Source organism: Burkholderia territorii, from assembly GCF_902833055.1.
In the GTDB taxonomy this organism is placed as follows: Bacteria; Pseudomonadota; Gammaproteobacteria; order Burkholderiales; family Burkholderiaceae; genus Burkholderia; species Burkholderia territorii.
Genome location: NZ_CADFEJ010000015.1, coordinates 102,563 through 124,195 on the forward strand (window position 1 = coordinate 102,563; position 21,633 = coordinate 124,195).

Consider the following 21,633-nt stretch of genomic DNA (forward strand, 5'->3'; position numbering starts at 1 on the left):
TGACGGGGATTCTGCGGGCAAGGTGGACGCTTCATGGGAAACCGGGTATCCTTGCCGTCTTGCCAATGGTGGGCGGCCGGTTTATTGGGGTCGTTTCACTGTCACACGCGCCCGTAGCTCAATGGATAGAGTACTGCCCTCCGAAGGCAGGGGTTGCTGGTTCGATCCCAGCCGGGCGCGCCAAAATGCCTGATTCCAGGCGCTGAATTTCTTCATGTGGAGTTAATCAATTAATGTCGTTTTCGACACGAATTGGTTGTTTTTCCATAGATATCAGTCCATAGCTGGACGGTTTTCCTGTCGTCGTCTGCGACGGCCTCCGCTCTTACGGCCGCCCGCTCCGCTGCTTGCATCGACACCTGCAGGGCAACGCACTCGCTCAAGGAAGATGCCGGCTTGCTTGTACCGGAAGCTCAAACCGGTCCTTTCGAAAACGTCCTGCTGTATTCGCCGTCTTACGGGCTTTTCCTGCTTCGCGACAATAGCGTCGAACGATTTCCGAAACTCGTCGAACTTTAAATCTTCCAATTCCCTTGCGGTGCGGCGCACACGCTCCTGCCCGGCTTCCACAAGCCGCTGGTTCAGCGCGGGCGAGAGCGAACGCAGAAATTTGGTCGAGACGTCCAATAGGTCTGCGGCCTCTCGCGCGGAAGACGCTCGCCCCGATTCGACTATCTGCTCAAACTCCTGCTGAAGCTCATTCCGCGGCCGGCGAGCCCCTTTCCGTTTGCGGACGCAAAGCCGACTCGGCCGAGCCGGAGCCGGGCGTTTGAACAGCATCACCTTGTTCCCGAGAATCACGTCCGAGATAGCGGCGCCACAGCAGAAAGCAATGAGTGCCAGACGCGGGAGGCTCGGGCGCGTTTTTCCCGATGTCCACCCGTGAAGCGCTCCTTTGCTTACGCCGAGATGCTGGGCGAAATGGGAGAGGTTGCCAGCGAAGAGCACCTCGGTTGCATAACGGAGGAAGTTCGTCGGCGCACCGACGTCGTGAAATTCATGTGGGTGATGATGCAGGTCGTCGACTAAATCGGCGACGAGCCGTGCGAACTGAACGTCCTCCTCCTTCGCTGGCTTTCCAACGTCGCTCGCTAGACTGCGTCCGTTGACTGTTGAGATTCCAGGCAGCCAGAAACTACTCGCATTGGCGCGCTTTCCTTGTCTGTGGAGCCAGAAGGGGTTGTCGTTGTTGCGATTCGATTTATCAACTGCTTGAAGCTGGACGCAGTGCAGCGGACAAGCGGCGACGCAATCAATCGCCCATAGCAGACGGTTATATTTTGGCCGCTCTGAACTCTCATCCTGCGCGTAGCAAATCGGACAGAACCGTTCGATTGGCGACAACAGCTTGGTCGGCGGGACAACCGCCTTCAAAGGAACGAGAGTGTGGAGTTGGAGGTCGTTGCGGCCCGTCGCGTGGTTGAGCGCTTTGGCCCAACTGTCGGCCAACTCTGTCACTCCAGACGTCGCCAGCCCGTAGCAGTAGCATGCCATCTTCGCGCGCCATCCTGGTGACCCTGACCCAATTAACGGCACGACTGAGCGAAAGGCTAGCGTCCACGGAAGCATGCGATGGTCCTCGCTCAGACGACGGAAGTAGCTGGCGAGGTCTTCCAGGTCGTCACCGCTGTGACCCTCAGGGTTCAGCGAAAACAATGCCGACCGGGGCGGCGCATCTTCCGGCCAGCCGCCGGGTCTGCATGCAGGACTCGTCAACGCTGTCATCCGTGCACCCTCCCATTGATTTTGCGTCGCGACTGTTCTTCTAGCAGCAGTACGTTTCGAATATCTTGCTCGGTGGCGTAGTCGTGTTCGCGTTCCATCTGAAGGAACGGTTGGACCTCGGCCTCGCCCACCATCGTGTCTCGAGCAATCTTCCGCTGAGCTTCTTTCGACGGCATGCTCTTCAAGAGGAACGCATCGTTCCATACCTTTCGTGCACTTTCCCAGCATCGTCCGGCGGCGCCCATCAGCACATCGACTGTAGCGCCAGGCAAGCCGAACGTCCCGGCGAAGAGATACTCAAGCCGGTTCTCGATGTCGATTTCGAACGCATACGGTAGGTGCGCGAGCAACGACTTCACGAACGTGCAGTATTCCGTGAAATCTTCGTCGGTCTGGAAATATCTGGGGTAGTGAACGACGCCGATACGCCGTGCCAACTGCGCGGACGCGAGCACGAGCTGCTCGCATCCGTATGCGCCGAGTAGAAGGAGGTTGAATCCAGCCCGATTCGACAATGACTTCAGCAAATTCCCGTACTGGAGTGGGTCAGTCAGGGAGTTGGTGAAATGCACCGCCTCGTCGAGTATCAGGTGCTTCACCTCGCGGCGTCTAAGCGCTCGTTCGAACATCAGTCGGCTGTTCCGAATAGGGTCAGTGGGCTCACCGACATTCTCGAGTAACACGGGTCCGTCCAAAGAGCTGGGCGCCATCAGGTCTGCACAGAGGCGGTTGTAGAGAAGGTTGAAGTTGAATTCACCTCTGTCAGCGGCATCGACTTCGCTCATCACGGCGGGAATAATGTGACGTTTCTCCTGCATCTGTATCGGATACCGAGATAAGAGGCTCTGCAACTGCTTGCGTCCAAAGGTAGTCTTCCCCACTCCCGGCGGCCCCACGACCAGCGTGATGGATAGCCCTGCACCCGCAGTCATGCGGCTGCGAACTTCATGCATCACCGCATCGAGATTTCGATGCGGAACACAGGTTGCCTTCATGTACGCCGCCTTGTCCTCCGGCGCGCCGACGACGGCCTGTTCGCGCGTAATCATGGTCGACCTCCATGTTGATTAAATGGGATTCCTAACTGGTAAACGGGAATAGTCGATTTTGAAGCGGCCGGCAGTAGGGGATGTGTTCGAAGGCGCCGCGTCGTTAGTCCGACGCGGAAAGCTCGTCGATGGAGCATCATCGGCACGCCCCTCATCATGTGAGGCAGATAAGTTGTATTCCGCCGGAGCGTCGGCGCCGTCAGTTGCGGAAAATTCAGGTATTCCCTCGGAGCTTTCGACTTCTGTCAGATGCGGCTTGCCGTAGATGAGCCGCGTAGCACCGGTCACATCGGCAGCCACAGGGATGTTGTGCTCGGCGAGCACGCCGCGCAGAACACTCTCAAAGCTACTCTCGGGCGCAGCGCGCAGGCGTAGACGCACTTCGTACAATGCGTACCGAAGTTCAATTTGGGTCAATTGCCGGTACTGCATAAGTAACCTCGAGACGCATTTGACCCAGTGGCCGTCGATGCATGCATACGCGACGCATACGTTCCACATGTCTATGCGTACTTCGACCTTCTTCTTGTTACGACGGCCAGCAAACTCATCGGCCCAGTACCAGATGCGCCCGACCTTGATGCCCATCTGATTGTCGATTTCCCGAACACCTCCGCGGCTGACGGGTATCAACGTCTGCAGCATGAAGCGCTCGTCATAGGGCCTCAAACGTGTCAGCCGACGCCCGGTCACCACGAAGCGGTTATTCATGTACTCATCCGGCGTGTGGTCATGGGCTGGGTGCCGCCGCTCGCGGTTGTACTCGACGAAGAAAAAATAGTCGAGAAGCCCGTGCAGTTCGACAAACGTGAGATGGTCCGCTCGCATAGGGTCAACAGACTGTGTCAACGTTCTGACATGCTGCATGGCCTTCGTGGTTCCTACCAGGTCGTGAATCAGTAGCTGATTGGTCACACCGAAGAGGCGCTCTATGACGCTGCCGAAACGAGACTCGTGTGCCGGGCGAAATTCGAGCGTAATGTCATTCAGGTCACAAAAATTATCGAAGGCGTTCGAGTGAAACTCCTTCCCGTTGTCGCAGACCAGGAAGTCGGGAACGCGCTTGTGCATGGCAACCATGGCTCGCATCGCCATCATGCAACTGACGGTGCTCGGCGGATGAGCCGAAAGGTAGAAAGCCAGGACCGCGCGCGTTTCGGCGTCAATCACGATGGTGAGCCACGGCCTCAGTCTGTAAATTCTGCCGCCATGGCCGCGGACCTTGATGATGATGTCGAGCTTTGTATGGTCGATATGGACTCTATGGAACGGACGGCCTCCATGTATCTTGTCACCGCGGTGTAGATACCATACGGCAGGCTCCTTGTTGTATGCCCAGCGGTCGCCTTCGCGTGAGCGAACGTCACGGAAAACTCCTGAGCGCTGATAGAAAGTATTGGGCGAGCATGGCTTGGCGCCTCGCTCGCGACAGAGGCGAACGAAGGCATCGTATGAGTGCCTTCCGGACGGATTCGTTGGGTTGTTCGCGCTGAGCGCAACCTCACGAATTAGCGCCAGCACCTCGTCAAGGATTTGTGGCCCCCTTCCGCCTGGGCGTCGCGGGATGAGCGCTAGCATTTGAAGCGGCCGAGATTCGCCGGCGCTACGAATTTTTTGTTGCCACCGCTGAATTGTGCGGGCGCTGTAGGGATGCGGTATGTCGGTGTGTTCCAGCTGTTTGACCAGCTGAAAACGTCGCCGGGCAGTTTGTATCTGCTTGTCGGTGATGAAGGCGCATTGAGCAAGCAGTTCTTCGGTCGACTTCGGTGTCGACAGCAGGTGGATATCGTCCTGAAGCAACTGCTGGAACCGCATTTCAGGCATCTCTTCGAACACGCGGGATTCGGAGTCTCGATAGAGGACCTTGCCGGCCGGCATTGCCGTTACGGTGTAAACGTCCGGCTTTCCGCGAAACATAAACTCGGTGCCGACGTCGACTGTCATCACGAAGTGTGTAGATACCGTATGAGGTGGAGGTCGACGCCATTTCACAGCGTCGAGCTGCTCCAAGCTTGAACAAATGACGACGGACGATGGGTCCGAAAGGTCGTCGTAGTCCAGGTCGACGAACAGACGCTTATCTGCGATGGCTTGTAGGACATCATCGACGCGAAATTTGCCCGGCGGTGTCGGCAGCACAAGCGGCTCGTTCCACGGCGTTCGGTCGGTAAATGCAAGGGCGAAAAGGGCGGCCATGCTCATTGCTCCGCGCTTTCTGACGATGCGGTCGATTGCTGACCAGGCATCCTCCGTCAACACCGACATCTCGTTGTCGAGATACGTGCGAAGATGACTGAGATTCTCAATGAACCGTGGATTATGCTCGGCAGAGGAGCGCAGACAAAACGTGATTCCGAGCGCCTTGAAATATTCTTCTCGCTCTGGACAGTGCCACGTTGCGTCGTCTTCCGATTTAAAAAAACGAAACGGATACTTCTTCGCAAGCGCAACCAGCTTCTCCTCGTTTTTCCACTCTTCGACGAAGGGGCCGTCTGGTGTCAAGCGAAAGATGTCCGGCGTATACGGCACCGTATGCGTGTATTCGGTGACCTTGCCGCGCCGAGACGTTCGCCGGATTTTTGTTGGGATGCCTACTTGCGGTGGCTGGCTGTAATGTTCGCGTGTTGTCCCATCCAGGTCGTAGCGGAATACCGCTGGAAACTCGACATTCTTGCTTTCGGTCGCAACACGGTTGTGTAATTTGAGCGATGTGTAGCGTGTGACGACGTTGCGTGCGCGCCCTCCAACACGTCGTGAAGGCGATTCCCTTCGCGCTCGGATGATGTATTTCCGTCCCTCCTCCGGAGTGCCCCATTCATCCATAACGGCGAGGAGTTCTTCATCGGAGAACGGTTTTGCTAAGCCGCCCGGGCGCTTTTCGAGCCAGAGCGCCTCGGTCCGTTGCCACGTCGAGAGCGGCGGAAGTCTGACCGGAAGCTCGATGGTCATTTCGCGCTTCCCGTCGAGGCCGACCAATTGCGAATGTGTGACAGTCGACGACGCCCACCGTCGGTCTTGAAGATGCGAATCGTCAGGCAAACCCGTTCCCACTGGTCGTGCGAGGTGTAGAGGTTTGTCAGCACACCGACATCGTCAGGTGGCCCCGGCTGCCGTTTCTTCATAGAGGCTGAAGCCAGCCACCTGTTGGCCGCGAGCGTTATCCTGTCCTGAGGGCCGTCGTTGAGGTATGTTCGCCATGCCACGACCGTGGAGCGGCTCGAAGCAACACGGAAGGTTCCGCTCTCGGTGAACATCGTAACTACTACAGACATGAAATTCGGCGCACGGACCGTCGCCTCGTGCAAGCTACTTGGGGGCGATAACGTCACTTCGACAATCTTGTCGAAGCCATGGGACTTCACAAGAACCAATGGGGCAATCGGGGTTTCATGCGAATCCTTGACCAGCCGCACTGTTTTAGAAGGACGGTCCAATACATCCGGATGTTCCGATGGCGTCAGGGCCGAGGTTCGGCACAATCGCGCAATGCTGCAGGGACATTGCGGGTCTTGCCGATTCTTCCTTTCGTCCGGACTTGGCCCGGGCGCTGGCATACGAGGCATGCCTGGTGTGCGTGACGTGCGTGATGTGCGCTCGATAGCAATCCGAGATTGCGACGCAAGCGCGCTGAAGGATGCCAGCCGACAGGCGAAATCGTTAAGCTGGTTGGTGAACGATGACCGGCACGTTTTAGTGTGCATGTTGTTCTCCGCGAATGAACGTCGAGTCGACTCGCATCCGCCTCGCTGCACAGTTAACTGTGTGCCGGCGAAACACGGACGAGATGACACTCTCGCCGCTCGCTGACGGCGAAAATGCCTTAACGGCGACAGTTGTCTCCGGCCCGGGTCTACGACAATCCGGTCGCGAGCCTCGCTGCCCAGAGCCGGCCGCTGTGGTTGGCTTTGCCGGGAGCGATGAGAGGAGAAGGTGGGGTCCCGAGCGGGCCGAATGGCGGGGGCGGAGAGGCGAGGAAACCGGGGGAACTGATGGCGAGAAAACAGGGTCGAGTTTTTATTTTGATATTCCGCTCGAGTTGGGGCGACCAACGCGGGTCAACATGCTGAGAAACGCGAGACGGTGGGGGATTTTCACTGAAACTTTGGCGCATTTGAGAAAGGCTCCGCGCTCGTTTAGGGCGAGCAAAGTCTTTGACGCCTGATAGCTCCCGTGAGAAAATTTGACTGCCAGTCGTGGTTTTCTCTTTTGGGGAGCCACCAGGGTCGCGGTTCAAGTTCGCTTGGGCTTAGCGACCCTTTCTCGTTTCTGGGGACGAAAAAGCACGGTCGCTAAGCCCAAGTTGGCCGGTTCGGTGGGGTAGGTTTAAGCAGCTTCCGGTGACGAGCCTCCTGGGGGCGAAGAGATGCTAAATTCTAAAACTGCAACTTCTCCTTGTATACCGGTTTGGCACGACAATATCATTCGAAAATGGTCTGTCACTTTAGTCGACAATTGCGATTTTCTGAATATATATCGACAATTTCACTCTTCTCGATGGTCGGCTGATGGGCTCTCCGTCAATTGACGAACAGCGATTTCCCGCCCATTTTGTATTGATGGAATCGGCACGGGCTGCCGGTCTATTTTGTCAAATGCGGCTCGTCTCCATTGGGAGTGCAAGCGTTTCTTGAGCGCTCTCATTGCCGAGGGGCACGATAAGCCCGTTTCCTCATTGACCAGCAGCAGTTGAGGGAGCAGGCTCTCACCGTATCGGGCGGAGCTGTTGTCGAGGACTAAAAGCTCGTTTGTCGGCACACCGATGTGTCTTTCCGCTTCGCGTACCCGATTGGGCAGTGGTTCTTCACGAATTCCACCCACGAGTGTGGTGCCTACTACCCGTGACCGAATGGGTGCAGGTAAGAGTTCGAGACAAGTGTCCACGGTGAGATAGTAGGTCCACCATGTGTTGAGCACGATGGTGGCCTCTGGACAGCCTTCAAATGCATTCTCCAGCGCTGGCGCATACTCGAAGGCCCTATGGCTGGACCAAAGCAACTCGGGGGTGCGGCGATATCGATACTGGAGATGGTTGGGATGAAGAACACCATCGAAGTTCAGGTAGACGAGCATACATGCCTCTATGCAAGAAAATCGGAATCCTCATCGATAGCGGCAACGCTGGCATCCAGCAACTGCACGATGCGGTCGACAATCTCGCCTATCTCTCGGGTGCCCATCGCTTTCGTCACGTGCACCGCTTGAGCCAGGTACTCGTACGGAATTGCATACGGTGACGCGTCAACTATTGCGAGGCGAGCCGGGCATCGTCGCCGTATGTCGGCGCGCAGGATGTCGATGCGAGACGCAGTGGTGCTGCGCCTGTGCGAGCGATTGCCAGGCATCGTCGCGCCGATGGTCGTGCATGCAATTTCGTCGGGGAGCAGACTGACGAGGTTTCGATAGCCAACGTCGCAGACCCATCGTGAGTTGATAACGACAGATACGTTTGGTAGGCCAGCGAGTAGACGCGAAATTGCAGGCAGTAGGGGGAGCGGGGTGACGCGCGGCGGTTGATGCTGGCAGCGCCGCGGTCTGATGTCGGCGGGACGGTGCGCAAACAGGACGCCCTCAATGCCGAGGTACATGACTTGAGCCATGGTCGCGTGGTTCCGGTAGCCGCCGGGGTTGGACATATCCTAGAGAAGCGGTCCAAACTCGTGGAGGCGGGCGATAATGACGAGACTCTTTGGGGGCGATTCTTTTACTTTTCTTGAAAGAGTCGTGTGTGCTTCCTCACACAGAAAATAGTGCATGTCAGTGCAATTTCAAGTCAAACTTGCCTCCGGCGCGGAAAACGGTTGGGCCAAGCTCGCGTCTCGCGCAGCCCGGGTGGTGCTCGCGCGACAAGATATGAGCTACACGGAACTAGCCGGCGAACTCGCGAAGCTTGGCGTCACGGAGTCAGCACACGCTATCGAGGCGAAGGTTTCGAGGGGGACGTTCCGGTTCGCCTTCTTTTTGCAGCTCATCGCCGGCTCGCGCACGGACTGCCCATATTTGTGGGCGGATGCTCTGTCCTCAACCGAGACATGGCAGGCCCGGTCATCCACAGTATTCGCTGCAGAGATGACGGGGCAACCTTGGCTCAACTGGCAGATGTTATCGAATCGCCTGCAGGAAATCGGCGTTAGCCTTCCGTCCGAATCGCTGCAAGCCCAAATCGAGAGCGGCTCGTTCGCGACAACATTGTTTCTTCAATGCGCGACTGTGTGCCGCTTTGAGAGCATCTACCGCTTTCTGGACACTTCCGAGCTTCATCGCGTCGCATTGGCGAACTCACCACAATCGTAACGGTGGGCTTGGAAGCTATCTTTTCTTGCATATTCCGGCCTGTGACCTAGACTGAGTGTTGTGTGAGGAAACTCACGCCGTTGCGCCCGCATAAGAAAAAATACGGAGCGGTGCCGGGAGCAGTCACATCGACGGCACCGCCGGGACGCAGCCCACGTTCGTTGGATTGAGAGCACGTTTTGTCGCCACGCCCCCGAGATGCGACTTTCGTGTTCGACGCAGCATGCTCGTCTGCAAGGCCTAGGAAGCTCTCTGGCTTGGGGCCGGTCGCAAACTGGAAATCCATGTGCTTGCACCAGCTGTGCACACGGCTGCTCGGACTTCAGATGAAGGAGGCCGCTATGGCCTTGTGGAACATCGCGTCAGTAATGTCCCAGCCCGAGGTTTCTATCGCTAGGTGGCGAGTTCTGGAAATCGATGCCGGGACCAGGCACTTCGTCGGAGCGGACGAGCGAGATTTTAGTGGCCGCGTCAGTTCTGCAATCGTGGCATTCGACTACAAAATGTTGCGGGGCCGCACGCGGTCAGGCCGGGTCTATCAGCTGGTAGGCCTTCCAGGACACTCGACCAACGCCGACTATGTTTGGCAGCATTGGTGTGCTATTAACGATGTAAAGTCGTTCTCGGATGTGACGAAGCAACTGCTTGCAGGCAAAGCTGATGACGACCGCATATGAGCGAACAAAATCGGTCATCGAGACGCGCGAATTCTTGCAGCTGCTTGCATCTTCCGATGACGATGTCACCCACGCCCGTATTCGGTTGGTTGCGGCACGGTTGCTTCGGCATTACCCGCTCGACATTGACCTCAAAGTTTCGGCGGCGGTATTACCTGGGATTTGGGCCGTCCCGTAACGCTAACGACGTGACAGAATAGCGGTTGCGAGGGTGCACTGACCGAGCGAGTGTGATGGAATCGACTAGCGTATCGTAAGGATGTCGCCATGAGGCAGCACCTACGGTCTTTTTTAAGGTCGCGCTTTTAGCATTCAAACTCTTTTCACACCCGCCAAACTCCTCGAAGTATTGCCGAAACAGAAACGCAGGTGAATCACACGTTGAAATAAGATGTGAACTCGGCCAATCCATTGTTTGACGTGAACGTATAGTAGACTTCCATACGCGAGACGGGGACCGCCACGACTGCCGAGTGGGGAATCGCAGCAAGCTAGGCCCAGTGGGTAACACTGGCCGGAGCTTCTGCCGGCGGGGTCATACTGACATTGATGCGCAGGCGACATGCGATGAGCTTGTGGTCAAGGCGCCCGAGTCCGCTCTGAAAGCCATTAAAGACCTAGACCGATGCAGCGAGCAGACTCGATAGCCACCTGCCAATGACGCCAACCACAAAGTCCCAGTTCCTCCGCCTCGTCCGCGCTCTTCGGGCTGTCATGCAAGGGGCGCAACTCGGAACAGATGAGGTCATAGGTAGCGCATTAATGCGCTGGTGCAAGGAGTCGTTCCCGGGGTTACCGCGTTCCGGCCTGCCTGCGAATGCGCAATTACGGAATGCCCCGGCCGTCGCTGCATTCGTCGACTTCGTGAAGAAAAAGGACCTTCTTGAGGCGATTTACTGGCTCTCCTCGGCCTATGCTCAGCTCGCTGGCGAAGAGCGCCGTAAGCAACTGGCGATGTTCTTTACGCCGCCATCATTGACCAAACGTCTGCTGGATGACTTGTCCGCGAGTGGCGTGGATTTTTCGGTCCGGAAGTTCTGTGACCCCGCGTGTGGGGGTGCCGCGTTCCTAGCGCCAATTGCGATGCGCATGCGCGATGCATTGCGCGAGCGAGGAACATCCGCGACGCAAATTCTTGACCACATACAGCGCCACCTCCTCGGATTCGATAAGGATGCTGCTCTGTGCGAGATGTCAAAGCACTTCCTGCTGATGGTTCTGCATGACGAAGTTGTCGCGACTGGTGCGCGACCGAAGTTCCAGGTTCACCAAGGCGATTCGCTGATACGAGCTCAGTCACTGCTCGGGGCTCTCGACGTTGTGGTTTGCAACCCACCGTTCCGGAAGATGCCGTCCGCCGAGGTCACGCATTACCTAGAGCACTTCGCGGACATCATCGAAGCGCAGCCGAATTTGTACGCACTTTTCATGGCCTTATGCGTCAAATTGCTGGCGCCGGGGGGAACCTGCGCGCTTGTAACGCCGACAAGCTTTCTGTCCGGCCAATACTTTTCGAAGCTGCGCACGTTCTTGTTGACCCAAGCCAACGTGTTGAGTATCGGCATGGTTAGTGACCGGCTCGGCGTATTCATCGACGTAGAGCAGGAAACAGCACTGACGCTGGCGCGGCGAGAACAGACTGGTCATGGGCCCGCTACCGACGCTTACGTGTCGGTTGTTGCCCGCGACGGCAACTACGTCAACGTGGGTCGTTGCGTCCTTCCTAACTCGGGCGCTGCGTGGCCAGTTCCGCGCACGGAGAGCGACGTTGTATTGCTCAAGACGGCCGCAAAATCACGTGCAACCCTTGCCGACTATGGATACACCCCCCGTATTGGCGCATTCGTGTGGAACCGGGACACGCGCACGACGTACCCATCAGCGAAGAGTGCGGCACGTGCGCATGGAGGAACCGCTGTCCCGCTGCTGTGGTCAAGCGATATTGCTCCAGACGGTTCTCTGCGTTTCTCCGGAGCACCGAAAGCGAACAGGGAACACTGCTTCGTGAATCTCGGGGCGAAAGACCACCGCTCGGTTGTCCGTCGGCCCAGCGTCTTGCTGCAGCGTGTTACCTCTAACGACCAGCCTCGACGCCTAGTTGCTGCAGCCGTACCGCTAGCACTAATAGAAACCTATGGTGGTTTCGTCGGCGAGAACCACACTGTCATCCTCGAACAGGTGCATCCTGAGCCCGCGCTCGCCCCCGAGGAGCTGGCGCAATTACTCGCCACGCCCACGGTGGACCGCTATTTTCGTTGTATCTCTGGGGCGACAAACGTATCCATCTTCGAGCTCGGCCAGCTTCGACTGCCCGACCCGGGACGGCTCAGAAATCTCCTCGCGCGGGGATGCGACATGCCGAGTGCAGCGCGCAAAGCGCTTCAAGAGCACTAGTCCGTTTTTGCCCATACGCCGGGAATCGCGACAAACATAAGACTCATGGCTTCGAGAAAACATCTCAACGACCTGCTAGAGGCGCAGAAGAAGCGGCGCGAAGAACTTGCGAGACTTGCCACCCGTAAACCAGCCGCACGGCCAAGGGCCGTGACGAAACCTGAGAACCCGCCTCAACAGTTAGAGCCATTTTTCCCTCCGCAGGCCGTCGAGCCTCCGCCCGTGTTGCCGCGCACTCGCGAGGCGCTCATCGCGCTGTACCAGGACGACAGCGCTGAGCCGAGCGAGCCATCGTCGGCACTGATTTCCCTTGCTGACTTGTATCTGCACGCCGCGCAGCACCGTTCACGTCATATTGCGATGGTCTGGCCGGCCACGCTCAAGACTTTGACCGTCGTGCATGCCTTGGCTACGCTGGTGCGTTGGCACGAAGGCGATAAGCAGGGCGTTCGAGGCCTGCTCTTCCCAACGAAGACCAACGTTTTCTATCGGCTAAACCACCTACACTTAGACCGAAAGTCTCTGTTGCACATTGCTAACGACCTAGTCGAGGGCAACGGCAACGCCAAAGTCATTCGGTCGATGCGAGACAAGGATGCTTTCCTTTTCTCGCTCGCTGACAAATGTCTTCCTGAGATTTCGGGGGAGCCCTTCAATCCGACCATTGGTGAATTGTTGCCGCTTTTCTTGGCCACGCCCGACTCCAACGGTTGGAGTGCTTGTGATGGCCGATTGCTCGCGCTCGTTCGAGCCAAGCTTGCCAGGCGAGCGCATGCGAAGGCGTTGCAGATGAATTGCGCCGTCATTGGCGACCCCCATACCGCACCGGACGCGCTTTTCGCGCTTGATGGGCGAATGAGAGAGGAGGAGCTCCGTAAGGCCTGCAAGGCGCTGTCGAAACTCGGCCCGCCAGAGGTGGTGCTGGTGCAAGCAACGCGCTCGGTGCGTTTCGCGGCTCCAGGCTGGAAAGGGCAATTGGCACGCTTTTGCCTCATGCTCGAAGATATTTTTCAGAGTGCTATGCCGGGAGTGGTCGTCGTCACGGATGAGCCGCATGCCGCCTACCGGCTCAAGGATGAGCTCTGGGAGCGAAATCATAAGCGTGACCTTCACCATCGCTGGCACACGCCGAACGAGTTTCGCGTTTCCGGTATTCCAAGCACTGTGGGCAATGAAGGGCTGCTCACGCCAGGAACTCGCGAGGCTGCTCATCCGTCTCCTCGCGAATTCGATGTACATATCGTGGATGCCGATGCGGCCAAGGTGGCGAACAGACTCATTCGCATTGCCGGTGCTGCCCCGGGTGGGCAAGCATCAGCGAAGCCGCTTGCCGACGCTGCCGCCTTCATTTCGCGTTTGGCTGCCCTCCCTTGCGGCATACGCCATATGTCGGAATATTTAGCCGGCCCGGACGTGACCGACCGCACACGTAGGGAGTTCGACTGGCCTACTCATTTGGGCGCCGCCCTCGAGTTCGACCGCAGCGTTGGTGTCGGAGACGACCGGCCGTTCCTACTTGATTACTTGGAGCGCGGCTCGAAGCTCTTCGGCAACTACTATGCTGCGACTCCCTTTGCCCACAAGCTGGCCACCCTCGTCGGGAATGCCGCTATGGGAAAGAAGCGCAGCGTGGCCATCGTGTTCCCCAATGCGCTTTACCGGCGCTTGGCCGAGCGCTTCCTCACCGAGTATGACCAGTACCCGGCAGGTGCAACTTACGATTCCTTCGGCGACCGCGTGCATCTACTGCCTTCTGCGCAACTGGAGGAGCACATTGATGACCTGCGTGGTGCGACGCTTGTGTTCGCTGGACTCAACGAAGATTGTCTGCGCGTGCTGTTGACCGACGACCGAGTCCCCGCGCACTCGGTGCTCTTGCTGACGCAGCGGGCTGGTCAGTTTCTGCGAGCAACCCTCAAGCCCATCGTAGAGCGCATGCCGGAGTTCAAATCCTACAAACCGCGGATAGAGTCCATTCTGCGGCAACTAAAGGACTTGCCTGAGGACGCATCTGTACTTTCTACCGGCGACTATGTGTTGCCGACCTTCCGGGTCGAGCTGTCGTCCGATATTGCGTCGCACGAGCAGGAGGTCGACCCTGATTCATGGGGCATCCGGTTCGACAACGGCCTCACGCAATATCGCCGTGGTACATCGGACGTGTACGTCTATGAGCCGGCTTCGCAACATGCCACTGAAGCGGGATTCAGGACGTGTCAGGTACGCTCTTTGGAAGTCGGAGACAGGGTCTTCCTGATGTCTGCGGAGCTGCGCGAGATGGTCGAGCAGGTATTGTGTGACGCAGGGGTATCCATCCAGTCCGACAAGACGTTCGAGTCAGCACTTCGTAGCTACCACGAGCTGGTGCAAAAGCGCCTTGCGCAGCGGTTTCCGCAAGCTACAGTGGCAGACCAAGTACGCGCCGTTCGCCAGTCGATGGTGGAACTTGATGCTAGCTTGGAACGCAGATTGCCTACATTGAAGGCGATGCGCCACTGGATTGACCTAGGGCGCTCTCCCGACACTCCCTTCGAGCAATTAAGGCCGCAAGCGCCAAATCGCGAAGACGTATTCAAAGCCTTCGCAGAGGTGCTCGGTTTTTCTTCACTTGAAGCTGCCTATCATTGGCAACGTGTCATCACGGCCGTCCGCACCTCGCGCCGGCTAGACGGACGCCATGTTTCCGACATCTACGCATACATGCTCTTGCAGCCCGAGTCGGTTATGGCTCATTCCAGCATCAGAAGGAAGACGCTTCAACAGTTGTTCGACAAGGCACGTGAGAACGTTGCTACCGTCGAAATCGTTGGCCCCCTGAAGGAGTCGAAAGAATGAGCCAGTCTGTTTTGCGCGCTGACCCTGCGAAAATCTCCCCCACGCTGAAGGAGGCGGTGGTCGACAGTCTCCTCAACTTGACTTATGCACAACTCAGCGGTCAAGGACCAACCGGACAATACATCTTCGGCGCCCGGCCGCGAGCACTACTCAATTCAGGCTTTCTGCTGCCCCAGCGCAGTGTCGCGGGCGACGATGAGGTGACTTCTCCCATTTGGGTCTCGTCGCATGGCCTACAGATGCAGCTCAACACTGTGACACCGGCAGTGATGACAGTCTTGCCTCGGTTTAGCGTTTATGTACGCGTGCTGCCCCGCGAGGAGGACCTAAGGCGACCGAACTGCCGCCCGGTTTTCATGTTGCGACAAGCGCTGGTCGATGAAATCAAAGCCGAGCGTGACCGCAGACTGGAGGACGAGTGGGAGAAGGTCAAGGGGGAGTACACCTCCAAGTTGAAGCACCCAGACTGGCCCATGATTCGAGCCCGGGTTGTCGACGAAGTCTACAAAGCCAAGGGTGTCCCTCGGCATCTCCTGACCGTTGATGCCCCGCAAGACGAGGGTGACTCCGAGGTCAATGAGGCGCGAGACGAAGCTGACAGTGCAGGGGAGAGCGCGAAGGAAGGGGTACTAGTCAAAGCTGACGAGTCTTTGCCCATCAAGGACGAGCATTTTGAGCCATTGACCATCCCGCACAAATGGATACGACTGGATGTGCAGCTCCCGCCGCTTGAGCTTGATACCGCGAAGAGCGCAGAAGAACTGCGGCACGACCTCAACGCCCACGCTGTATACATGAATGCTGCCGTGGCCAAGCGCCTAGCAGAGTGGGCGCAAAGCGACGACTCAGACACCGGTGGCAAGGCGTGGGGCTACCGGCACGACCTGCGCATCCCTGCAAGCCGTTATACTAAATGGGCCGATTTCCTCGACTTGGCCCGCCAGTCGAACTTGCGCATCACGTTGCCCCAGATTCAGCTCAATTGGGACCTTGAGCTGCACTCCGACTGGCTGGACTCGTCAAAGCGCAGCTTGTTTCTTGCGCTTGAGAATATCAGCAAGATGCCTGAGCAGCACAGCGACGAGACCGAAGAAGCCGTCTTTCTCGTGTCGCTTCGCGTTGAGTTACCTGCCGCGCTCCATCACCCCCTTAAACTCGAGCGCGTCGAACCCTCCTATCGGTACAACAAGTACCTGACTTATCCAGCGATGGGCCACAACTGTGGCATCGTGCAGGTACAGTCTAATCCCGCGGTTTGCGTGCTTGAGACGACGTGGACACCTCGCTACACGCAACCGCGCATTGTCCCGACGAGTTCGAACGGAGTCCAGCGGCGAGTGCGGGCGCTCGCGCGGCCTGACGGACTAGACGGCTTGTCGCCGCTCTTGCCTGCAATGCGGGAGTGGCTGAAGAGTCTACCAGCGGAGGTTAACCCAGGCGAAGGCCTCGACTCATCCGACATGGCGGGCATTGCTCGGGAGGAGGAAGCGTTCCGGCAGGACTTGGGCAAATGGGAGGCGGAGATTAAGGCGGTCGAGGCAGGCTTGAAATGTCTACGCGAGTCACACGACACCTGGCGCAATCGGGGTCTCCAGACAGACCCGAGAGCGGTTGTCTACGAAGCGTGGTTGGCCACGAACGAGACGATGGCCGACTTCATGCAGATGCGTTTCGGGGGGGACGACAACGAATGGCGCCTGTTCCAGTTGGCTTTCATTGTCGCCAACATTCCAGCACTCGCCTCGCGCGTCCCGGAATTATCGCACTTCTACGATGAGCGCCGCGACGACGCGGTGACGCTGCTGTACTTCGCCACTGGTGGCGGCAAGTCCGAGGCGTTCTTCGGACTGCTCGTATTCAACCTGATGCTCGACCGTCTGCGCGGCAAGCACCGTGGGGTGACGGCCCTGATTCGCTACCCGTTGCGCCTGCTGACGATTCAGCAGGCGCAACGGGGCGCGCGCGTGCTAGCGCATGGCGAGCGTGTACGCCGTCGTCATGGCTACGGTGGAGACCCGCTATCCATTGGCTTCTGGGTGGGAAGTGGCGGCTCACCCAACCGCCATAGCGCCAAAGGGGTCAAGAGTATTCCGCCTGTGTCGGAGGCACCTCCTGCTCTTGCTGATGAGCAGTCCCTTCGGGAGCGCGACAGCAAATACATGTTGGCCATGCGCGCGTGGAGAAAGCTACCCCAGTGCCCATTTTGCGGCAGCGAAACCGCACTGCGATTGTTCGGCGACTCCAAGAACCAGACGCTGGGCCATGTCTGCACCGACATCCAGTGTGATTCCAACGGAGGGCAGTGGAAGCCGCTCCCCTTCTACATCGTCGATGAGGACATCTACGACCTGGCGCCATCGGTCCTGCTCGGCACGGTCGATAAGTTAGCGCTCATTGGTCACTCGAACCACACCATCCGCCGTATCTACGGCATGTTCGGTGTTGCACCTTGGGTCAATCCGTCTAACGGGCGGCTGTACGTTCCCATCGACAACCGTGAACTCGCGGCTGGTCCTGCCGCAAAAGGTATGGAGGGTGTGTACCCGGCCTATCTGGCGGGCAAGCGCGTTTTCCACGACCCGTTTCCGAGCCTCATAATCCAGGATGAAGCGCACCTGCTTGACGAATCCCTCGGCACATTCGCCGGTCTTTTCGAGTCTACGCTGGACGCTGTCTTCGAGTATCTGGCGAGGCCGCTTGACGGCCTGATAGCGGTCGACGGGCAAGGCCGCCGACGACGAGCGAAGGTCATCGCCGCGTCAGCCACCGTGTCCGACCCCGAGCGACAGCTGGAGCATCTCTATCAGCGCTCGATTCCCGCTACTCAGTTCCCGGAACCTGGGCCGTCGCTCTATGAGTCCTTCTACGCCCGGCCCGCACAAGCGAAGGAGGCGCAGCGCCAGGCTTATCCGGATGTCGAAGTGGCGAGTCAGCAGGCACGGGTGTACACAGCCTTTATGACCAACGGTAAGCCGCACACGTCGACCAGCGTGGCAGTGCTGTCCGGATTTCACCTGACCGTTACGCGGCTCTTCGACAACCTCACGAGCGATGTGGCCGCGCATTTCCATGCGGCACAGAGAATGTTGGTCAATCATGTCTCCGCAGGGCCGCTTGAGCAACTGCACAAGCAGGTGTTGGCTGCTGCAGATGCTTCGCAGTTGGTCACGCTAATTGACCTGCACCGTATTGCGCTCACCTATGTCACCAACAAGAAGGGCGGCGACCAAATCATGGCCGCTGAAGCTGAAGAGACTCGAAAGCGCCACCTCAACGAGGGCATCGCGCTGGAAGGCCTCGATACGCGCCTGATTACCGGCTCGGTGGAGCAAGGCGAAATTCAGGCAGTCGTCGACACCGCACAGCGTCGAGTAGGGCCCGGCCAGCCGTTGCCGTCGATTCGAGAGCAGCTTCGCTCGGTCATCGCGACCTCAGCCATCTCGCATGGTGTAGACGTCGACGAATTTAACTCAATGTTTTTTGCCGGCATGCCTTCCGACATCGCGGAGTACATTCAGGCCTCGTCACGTGTTGGACGTACGCACATCGGTTTCGTGGTACTGGTTCCCACGCCACAGCGTCGTCGCGACCGTCACATCGTGCATGTCTTCGACATCTTTCATCGCTTCTTGGAGCGCATGGTGCAGCCAGCAGCTATCGACCGCTGGGCGGAGCGTGCCGTGGAACGAGTCTTCCCGAGCCTGCTGCAGGCATACCTGCTCGGTGTCGTTCCAAGCCGCGAGCTGATTCGCCTGCCGGAGCACGAGAAAGGCAGAACGCCGGATTTCAGCTTCATCCCCAACGTGCGCAAGGAACTTAATTCCCGCGGCGACGCCTTCATCCACGAAATCGACAAGTTCGTCGAATTGGCCATCGGACTGCGCGGTGCCTTCGCGCCAGAGGGCGAGGAGCATTACCGTGCCCGCGTCGACCAAAAGACCCGCGACCTTATTGTCAATGCGTGGAGTAGTCCGGTTTGGGGCAGCGGAAATATGGATGGCTACTTCAAGACTCAAACGGACCTAATGCTTAAGCCTATGACATCGCTGCGCGACGTCGACCAAGGTGGTGTTATTCAGGCGTCTATCCGTGATGCGGAAGGCAATACCCAGACGTCCGGGGAAGTTCTGCTGGTGATGGACTTCGTCCGACACGGCGTGGCCAACAATGACGGTGCTGACAACGCGCAGGCAGGGGGCTGAGATGGCAATTCGCAGGAATTTCTTGAGTACCGAAGACGACGAAAGAACGCTCAACGCGCCCACGATGGCACGGTCCCGTGGGCAACTCGGCTCTGCGTATGCACCTGGCGCCTTCTTCACCTTTGAAGGCGGCCTTGGCGCCTGCATTTCGTTGCCGGATTTCTCGGCAACGGTCGACGACGCTCCGATTGACGCGGTCACGAAAGCACAAATCATCCTGCGACTGCAGGAGATTTGGCAGAGTTGGTTCACGCGGGCTTATGCGGTAGGTACCGGCGGCCGAAAAATTGACCCACGCCAATGCCTGGATGAAGCGCTTCTCAGAGGCGCTACGGTCGTGCCTTTGGGAGTAGACCAATTGGCGTTCCTAACTCCGGTCCGCATGGGATACGCGCCAGCGCCGCTGACCTTCGTGTGCAACAAGTGTCGGCTCTTCAAGCGATTCGAATCAGCGCGCGACTTGGCGCAAAACATCGACCGTTTGCGCAAGATGCATTGCACCGCAACTGATGTCAAGACAGCTTGCCAGTGGCGCCAGCTCGACGTCGTCTTTGTACACTGGTCCGGCGAATGGATGCCTGCGACTCCTGGTCGATGGGAGTGGGACGACCGTAGGAATGTCCTGAGGCTTTTCAGAGAGGAGTGTGCTGTATGCGGCAAAAGCGACTTCAAACTGAACACTGACTCGCCGCGCATCGGTCAGTGGCACTTCTACTGCGCCAACCCGACATGTGGCCATAAAGGGTCGGCTGAGTGGCGACAAAACGACCCGTTCACAACGGAGGTATTCAGGGAAAGCGCAGGTGGGCGCATGAGCGAGCGTCGTATGGAACCCATTTCGTACCGTGCTTCTTCCGCCTATTACGCCCAATCCGAACAGTTCGTTCTATTTCCGGCGTCCGAGCATCAGCTGATGGCGATGCTTGAACCTCAACGACAGTCCGAGCTCGCCGCATTTATCGGCAAGCAGTTTCGATTTGGAGGGGGCGAGCTCACTCCTGACGAGATGAAGGTGGCGCTCCTAGCGGTGGGCAAAGCTAGCGAGTGGGAGACGTACGAGAGCCTCTCTGGAATCAGAAAGAGCGCTAGGGAATCTGGAGACACGAGCATTCAACAAATGATGGATGCGGAGCTTAAAAAGCTCGTAGACAGATGGACGGCAAGCGACCCGCCGCTTGTGCGACCACGTGTCGACCTGCCGCCGGCAATCAACGCACAGCTTGCCGTCCGTAGCGAGTATACGAGCCGCTTCGACCCCTTTGTTTTAGCGGTAGAGCATGAGGCGCTCAACCGGGGCAAGCTCTCCGCTGCACCAGACGGTATTCGCGCTAAGTTTGTGCGTTTCAACCATCTCGATGACGACCTCGCACCGAAAAATGCCATCGATAAGGCAGCCCAAGAGTCGCAGACCCAACATCTGATGACCAAGCTCGGCATCGCCGACCTCGGCCTGATTCGTGAGTTCGACCTGTGTCGATTCACGCACGGCTATACGCGAGTTAGCGCGACGCCGACTTTGGAGAAGCGCAGGCAGTTTATGCCCGTACGCTTGCGTTTGTTCGAACCGCTGCGGAGTCGCAAACGCCCTGTCTATGTTGTGACGCAAGCCAACGAAGCGCTGTATGTGCGCCTCGACCCGGGCGCTGTTTACAGGTGGCTGCAAACCGTCGGCGTCGTTGACCTGCCAGATTGGGACGAAAGCGGCACTGTCAAACTCGGTGGAAAGATTCTGGAGGTTGCACAGCCTTTCGGGCGGTACTTCTCTTTGCTCAAGGAAGGCGACGCAGCTACCTATCGCTACGTCTACACTTTGCTCCATACCTACGCTCATTCCATGATGAAGAACGTGGCTGAGCTCTCTGGTCTGGACTTGGGTTCGATGGGAGAGTACCTTTTCCCCCTGGACTTGGCGTTCGTCGTCTACCGAAACGGTACGACCATGGACTTGGGCAACCTTTCGTCGCTGTGGCGTAACGAGAACAACCGGTTCCTGTCTCGCTTGCTTGAACCGTCCACGCATCGCTGCAACTCGGGCCGCCTCTGTGACACGGCCGGCGGGGCCTGCCCTGACTGCATCATGATTCCCGAGACATCATGTCTCGCACAGAATCAACTGTTGTCTCGCGCCGTTCTCAAAGGCGGCCCACCGCCGCGCGAGGACGCCACACACAAGGGCACGCGAATCCCCGGGTTTCTCGAGGTGGCTAACGAAGGGATTATGGACTGAACAGCTGAACGCGTTCGACATGTTGACCTCTCACTCTGAGGTGACCGCTGCTCTATGCGTGGAAGCCGCTCGACGCGCGCTGGACGTGCCCGCGACCGTGCACTCCATCTGCACCAGGCCGGACGTGCCGCAAGAGCGCGCTGCCGAAGTTGGAGAGATTCTTGACCGGGCAAACGAGCGGGCTGTTCGAAAAGAGCACGCTCCCGACCAGGTGCGTGCGAAACTGCGCTCTA

12 protein-coding genes and 1 tRNA gene are annotated in these 21,633 nt (G+C 58.1%); 7 read left to right on the forward strand and 6 right to left on the reverse strand.

Going from position 1 to position 21,633, the window contains the following annotated elements:
* Positions 1-107: 107 nt before the first annotated feature.
* A tRNA-Arg gene (locus tag HW466_RS22835) sits at positions 108-183 on the forward strand.
* A gap of 90 nt (positions 184-273) precedes the next feature.
* On the opposite strand, the gene HW466_RS22840 is transcribed toward HW466_RS22835, so the two are convergent.
* The 6 genes from HW466_RS22840 to HW466_RS22865 form a co-directional block, all read right to left on the reverse strand.
* On the reverse strand, positions 274-1,725 hold the full coding sequence (locus tag HW466_RS22840; protein ID WP_239006159.1) for a TniQ family protein: 1,452 nt from the start codon (positions 1,723-1,725) through the stop codon (positions 274-276).
* The gene (locus HW466_RS22845; RefSeq protein ID WP_151003171.1) at positions 1,722-2,774 is read right to left on the reverse strand and encodes an ATP-binding protein; all 1,053 of its coding nucleotides are present in this window, start codon (positions 2,772-2,774) and stop codon (positions 1,722-1,724) included. The genes HW466_RS22840 and HW466_RS22845 overlap by 4 nt, the downstream gene beginning before the upstream one ends.
* An 18-nt stretch (positions 2,775-2,792) precedes the next feature.
* Entirely contained in the window at positions 2,793-5,723 is a 2,931-nt protein-coding gene (locus HW466_RS22850; RefSeq protein ID WP_151003169.1) for a DDE-type integrase/transposase/recombinase, read from the reverse strand.
* Positions 5,720-6,475 (reverse strand): hypothetical protein, encoded by a 756-nt coding sequence (locus tag HW466_RS22855; RefSeq protein WP_239006157.1) that lies wholly within the window; start codon positions 6,473-6,475, stop codon positions 5,720-5,722. The genes HW466_RS22850 and HW466_RS22855 overlap by 4 nt, the downstream gene beginning before the upstream one ends.
* A gap of 781 nt (positions 6,476-7,256) precedes the next feature.
* Positions 7,257-7,844, reverse strand: a complete 588-nt coding sequence (locus HW466_RS22860; protein ID WP_151003165.1) for an HAD domain-containing protein — start codon at positions 7,842-7,844, stop codon at positions 7,257-7,259.
* A gap of 8 nt (positions 7,845-7,852) precedes the next feature.
* Positions 7,853-8,371, reverse strand: a complete 519-nt coding sequence (locus tag HW466_RS22865) for an HAD domain-containing protein (protein WP_239006155.1) — start codon at positions 8,369-8,371, stop codon at positions 7,853-7,855.
* A 154-nt stretch (positions 8,372-8,525) separates the two neighbouring features.
* Here HW466_RS22865 and HW466_RS22870 point away from each other — a divergent pair, with 154 nt between their 5' ends.
* The 6 genes from HW466_RS22870 (at position 8,526) to HW466_RS22895 (ending at position 21,400) form a co-directional block, all read left to right on the forward strand.
* Complete coding sequence (locus tag HW466_RS22870; protein ID WP_151003161.1) at positions 8,526-9,065, forward strand: DUF6471 domain-containing protein; 540 nt, start codon at positions 8,526-8,528, stop codon at positions 9,063-9,065.
* Positions 9,066-9,725: 660 nt separating this feature from the next.
* Entirely contained in the window at positions 9,726-9,920 is a 195-nt protein-coding gene (locus HW466_RS22875; RefSeq protein ID WP_151003157.1) for a BPSL0761 family protein, read from the forward strand.
* Between the two features lie 584 nt (positions 9,921-10,504).
* Positions 10,505-12,136, forward strand: a complete 1,632-nt coding sequence (locus HW466_RS22880; protein ID WP_239006153.1) for an HsdM family class I SAM-dependent methyltransferase — start codon at positions 10,505-10,507, stop codon at positions 12,134-12,136.
* A gap of 222 nt (positions 12,137-12,358) precedes the next feature.
* The gene (locus tag HW466_RS22885; protein ID WP_151003154.1) at positions 12,359-14,971 is read left to right on the forward strand and encodes a hypothetical protein; all 2,613 of its coding nucleotides are present in this window, start codon (positions 12,359-12,361) and stop codon (positions 14,969-14,971) included.
* Entirely contained in the window at positions 14,968-19,173 is a 4,206-nt protein-coding gene (locus HW466_RS22890) for a DEAD/DEAH box helicase family protein (RefSeq protein ID WP_151003152.1), read from the forward strand. Before HW466_RS22885 ends, HW466_RS22890 begins: the two co-directional genes overlap by 4 nt.
* Before the next feature lie 22 nt (positions 19,174-19,195).
* Positions 19,196-21,400, forward strand: a complete 2,205-nt coding sequence (locus HW466_RS22895) for a hypothetical protein (RefSeq protein WP_239006151.1) — start codon at positions 19,196-19,198, stop codon at positions 21,398-21,400.
* Positions 21,401-21,633: the final 233 nt, after the last annotated feature.

Bases quoted from the DNA above. Each gene is read 5' to 3' on its own strand.
- HW466_RS22875 (WP_151003157.1), top strand. From the start codon at position 9,726: ATGACGACCGCATATGAGCGAACAAAATCGGTCATCGAGACGCGCGAA.
- HW466_RS22840 (WP_239006159.1), bottom strand. From the start codon at position 1,725: ATGACAGCGTTGACGAGTCCTGCATGCAGACCCGGCGGCTGGCCGGAA.
- HW466_RS22850 (WP_151003169.1), bottom strand. From the start codon at position 5,723: ATGACCATCGAGCTTCCGGTCAGACTTCCGCCGCTCTCGACGTGGCAA.
- HW466_RS22860 (WP_151003165.1), bottom strand. From the start codon at position 7,844: ATGCTCGTCTACCTGAACTTCGATGGTGTTCTTCATCCCAACCATCTC.
- HW466_RS22855 (WP_239006157.1), bottom strand. From the start codon at position 6,475: ATGCACACTAAAACGTGCCGGTCATCGTTCACCAACCAGCTTAACGAT.
- HW466_RS22865 (WP_239006155.1), bottom strand. From the start codon at position 8,371: ATGGCTCAAGTCATGTACCTCGGCATTGAGGGCGTCCTGTTTGCGCAC.
- HW466_RS22880 (WP_239006153.1), top strand. From the start codon at position 10,505: ATGCGCTGGTGCAAGGAGTCGTTCCCGGGGTTACCGCGTTCCGGCCTG.
- HW466_RS22870 (WP_151003161.1), top strand. From the start codon at position 8,526: ATGTCAGTGCAATTTCAAGTCAAACTTGCCTCCGGCGCGGAAAACGGT.
- HW466_RS22845 (WP_151003171.1), bottom strand. From the start codon at position 2,774: ATGATTACGCGCGAACAGGCCGTCGTCGGCGCGCCGGAGGACAAGGCG.
- HW466_RS22890 (WP_151003152.1), top strand. From the start codon at position 14,968: ATGAGCCAGTCTGTTTTGCGCGCTGACCCTGCGAAAATCTCCCCCACG.